Origin of the sequence: Kluyvera intermedia, assembly GCF_021440345.1 — a bacterium.
In the GTDB taxonomy this organism is placed as follows: domain Bacteria; phylum Pseudomonadota; class Gammaproteobacteria; order Enterobacterales; family Enterobacteriaceae; genus Kluyvera; species Kluyvera intermedia_A.
Genome location: NZ_JAKCNS010000128.1, coordinates 1 through 3,682, shown reverse-complemented (window position 1 = coordinate 3,682; position 3,682 = coordinate 1). Strand labels below are relative to the sequence as shown.

Sequence of the window (3,682 nt, the reverse complement as noted above, 5' to 3'; positions counted from 1 at the left end):
TTAAAACTCACATTGATTATAAATCAAGTGGTGCATTCAGTATTAAAGATGTGAAAGCATTTGATGCAGATCCACGTAGTTCTATTCTATTTCGCCTTGGTGATATGCTTGCAGACAAAACTATTTTACGTCCTGAAAGTTTGAGTAATGCACAACGTAAACAACTACCACGTGTTATGAAACTATTAACACAATTTAAGATGTTTAGTGTTCGTTCTATTAACGGTCGTATGATGCAATTGTATGGTGATACTCGTTATAACCGTCAGTATTTTGATAATGCAATGGAGTTCGTCGCAAGTAGTTTATTAGCTGGCCTTGGTTACATTGGTCAGACTTATGGTGTATCTGAATCCATGCCGGAAAACCAACGGTTTGAATATTTAGATAGAGCATTTGAACCTTCTACGTTTGCTTGGAACATTGCAAGTCGGTCATCAATTATTGGTGGGCCTATTGGATTAGGTTCAACTTTATACACGATGGGTACGGGTAGTGGTCCTGGTCAATATCTACGTTCAACAGTAACACCGACATTAGGTGATGGAAAAGACGATACTATTTTTAAAGGTTCGATGGATCGTAATCCAGCTTATCAGAAAATTGCTTCACGTATTGTTCAACAATCACCATCACTTTCAGTCGCTGCTAACATGTTTGGTTCTGCTTATTATTCAGCACAGTCTCTATTAAGTGGTGAATATACGAATGACCGTATTGATAACAACACCGCAGCGTTTAATAACCTACGCGGGATTCTTCCTAATAACCCACTAACATTTTTATTCTTGAATCAGATTTTCTCTCAAGCAGGAATCGATACTCAGTATAAATAATCATAGTCTAAAACGTAACTACAAGGGGAAGGTTTTATTACTTCCCCTTTATCATTTTTTAAGAAAAGGAATTCTTAATGGCTAATTCTATTCAAATTAACACTGTTTACACTTACGATCTTAACGGTGTGACAGTTCAATTTAATGTTCCATTCGAATATCTATCACGTAATTTCGTGGTGGTTACTTTGGTTGGTCAAGATCGTAAAGTCCTAACGAATAACACGGACTACATTTTTATTAACTCCACAACTATTCAAACACTAAAGCCGTGGGGATCTACTGATGGCTATCAGTATATTGAAGTTCGACGCGAAACGTCAGCTACTGATCGTCTTGTAGATTTTCAAAACGGCTCAGTATTAAGAGCGTCCGATCTTAACGTTAGTTCAATTCAATCAATGCACATCGCAGAAGAGGCACGTGATCTCGTCGGAACGACGATGGGTGTCGATCTGGATGGTAACTTAGATGCACGTGGTAAGCGTGTCACTAACGTAGCTGATGGGGTGAATCCACAAGATGTAGTGACAATTCACCAGATGGATACTTGGAATGCTTCTGCAAAGGTTCAAGCGACCATTGCAACTCAACAGGCAACCATTGCCACTACTAAAGCCGGTGAAGCGGCTACATCAGCTTCTAAGGCTGCTACAAGTGCTACTTCTGCTGCAAGCTCACTTACTGAAACAAAACACCAAGTAGATTTAGCAACTGCACAAGTTGGAATTGCTACCACGCAAGCGAATATTGCAATTACTAATGCTCAAACAGCACATGCAGACGCAGAGACAGCTACAGAGCAAGCAACGATCGCTACTGAAGAAGCGGCTAAGTTGGTTCAGTTCAATGACCTAACAGACCGTATTAACTCAGTAGCAGTATCTGAAGTTGGTGAAGTGCTATGGCATCACAGCCGTAACCAAATGAAGATTGGTTGTGTTCCCGGTGATGGTCAACTTCTATCACGTGCTTCCTATCCTACGCTATGGCAAATGGTGGTTGATGGTAAGGTTCCAGTAGTAGCAGACAATACATGGTTAGCTGATCCTGCTTCACGTGGGAAATACACTACAGGTAATGGTTCTACTACATTCCGTGTTCCTGATTACAACGGTAAGTATGCGGGTTCAATTGTTGCTCCTGTATTCCGTGGTGATGCAGGTGTAATTGCATCCAATGGCGTTATTGAAGCAAGTGGTGCACCTAACATTACTGGTAATTTTGAAACCACAGAAAACGGTGCCAGTATACTACCAATGCAATTTAACTACTATACAACTGCCGGATCAGTTACTGTTGCTTTAGCAAACCGATTTGCAATTGCCAACGCTGGCGTACAAACTGTGATGTCACCAACTAAGCTTAGCATTGATGCTTCGCTATCAAGCCCTGTATATGGACGTATTTCAACTTTAATTGGTGATTCTGGGGTTCGTCCAAATAGTATTATGGGTTGTTATGTTATTCGTGTATTTGGTGTTGTACAAAACCCAGGTTCTTTTGATGCGGCAACAGTAGCAGACCAAATAGATAAACTCACAGACAAAGTAGAAAAGTCTGCAAGTAGTGGTTATGTGTCTCAAGTTATTTGGCATCCTCTACGAGATAAACCAGTAGTAGGAATGATTCCCGGTGATGGTCAACTTCTATCACGTATTAGCTATGCAGATCTATTTGCTAAAGTCCAGGCGGGTGAAGTTCCAGTAGTAACAGATGAATCATGGTTACAAGTTCCTTATGTTCGTAGCTGTTATACATTAGGTGATGGTTCTACTACTTTCCGTGTTCCAGACTATAACGGCGTGTTCGATTCTAATAGTATTCCAGCTCCGGTATTACGCGGTGATGGTGGTTCACGTGTAAATGGTCATATGGAAATGAACGGTGCACCAAATATTACTGGTGGTATCGGAACATCTAACTATCAATTTACGGGTGCTGGTACGGGTGCATTCGTTAAGCGTACAACTGGTGCACAGGTAACTGCACCTTCATATAACACCAGTGTTCCAAACGGTTTTACATTCGATGCAAGTTTAGTTTCTCCTGCTTATGGTCGTGATGGGACTGATGAAGTTCGAATGAATACAGCAATTGGTTGTTTCATGATTCGTGCATATGGTGAAATCACTAATGCAGGTAATTTAGAAGTTGCTACTTTAGCTACTGACCTAATGAATCTAACTTCTCGTGTAGACCAATTAGATACTTATAGAAGTTATGCTCTTATTGAAACTACTTCTAATATGACTCTGAACTCTCGTGTTGTATTAACTAACCCATTCGGTGCTAATACTCCTGTTATTACACAGTGTGAGATTCTCCACAGTGTAGCAGGTTGGACTACTACGCCGTGGATATATGCATCTTCGACAAGTATACATGGTGTAAAAAGTGCGTATTCAGAAGGTGAAGGAATTATATTGCGTTCTGGACAACATTCATTTGTTGCAAGCACTGTAGCGAGTGGTGCATCAAGGGAATTTACAGCGAACTACACAACACCTTCACCAATTCGTGTACACGTTTGGAAAACAAGTAATCAATAAAGGATTAAATAATTATGAGCAACTTTGATCACTCAGCGTTTGAAGATATGTTGCTTTCTATTAAAAGTGAAACGGCTAATTTATTATTAGCCGATCTCATGGATGAAGAAAAGCGAACACCACAACTCTATAACGCAATAATCAAATTTCTTGAAATGAATAAATCTCATATCATGAAATATGAACAACAAGACACTGAAGAAGTAGATGAACTACAAAGCATTTTAGATAGTATCCCAGATGCTACTACTATTCAGAACGTCTACCACTTCAAGTAAATACAATAGTATTAAA

At 39.7% G+C, this 3,682-nt stretch carries 3 protein-coding genes; all 3 read left to right on the top strand.

Translation table 11 applies throughout. The features are described from left to right. Positions 1 to 836: hypothetical protein (locus LZ634_RS21925; RefSeq protein ID WP_234508849.1), on the top strand; the 836-nt coding region annotated here is incomplete at its 5' end. Positions 837 to 913: 77 nt separating this feature from the next. Continuing rightward, positions 914 to 3,388, top strand: coding sequence for a phage tail fiber protein (locus LZ634_RS21920; protein ID WP_234508848.1), 2,475 nt, complete (start codon positions 914 to 916; stop codon positions 3,386 to 3,388). A gap of 14 nt (positions 3,389 to 3,402) precedes the next feature. Next, positions 3,403 to 3,666 (top strand): hypothetical protein, encoded by a 264-nt coding sequence (locus tag LZ634_RS21915; protein ID WP_234508847.1) that lies wholly within the window; start codon positions 3,403 to 3,405, stop codon positions 3,664 to 3,666. The last annotated feature ends 16 nt before the right edge of the window (positions 3,667 to 3,682 follow it).

Excerpts from the sequence above, each read along its gene's own strand:
- LZ634_RS21920 (WP_234508848.1), top strand. The coding sequence starts at position 914 with ATGGCTAATTCTATTCAAATTAACACTGTTTACACTTACGATCTTAAC.
- LZ634_RS21915 (WP_234508847.1), top strand. The coding sequence starts at position 3,403 with ATGAGCAACTTTGATCACTCAGCGTTTGAAGATATGTTGCTTTCTATT.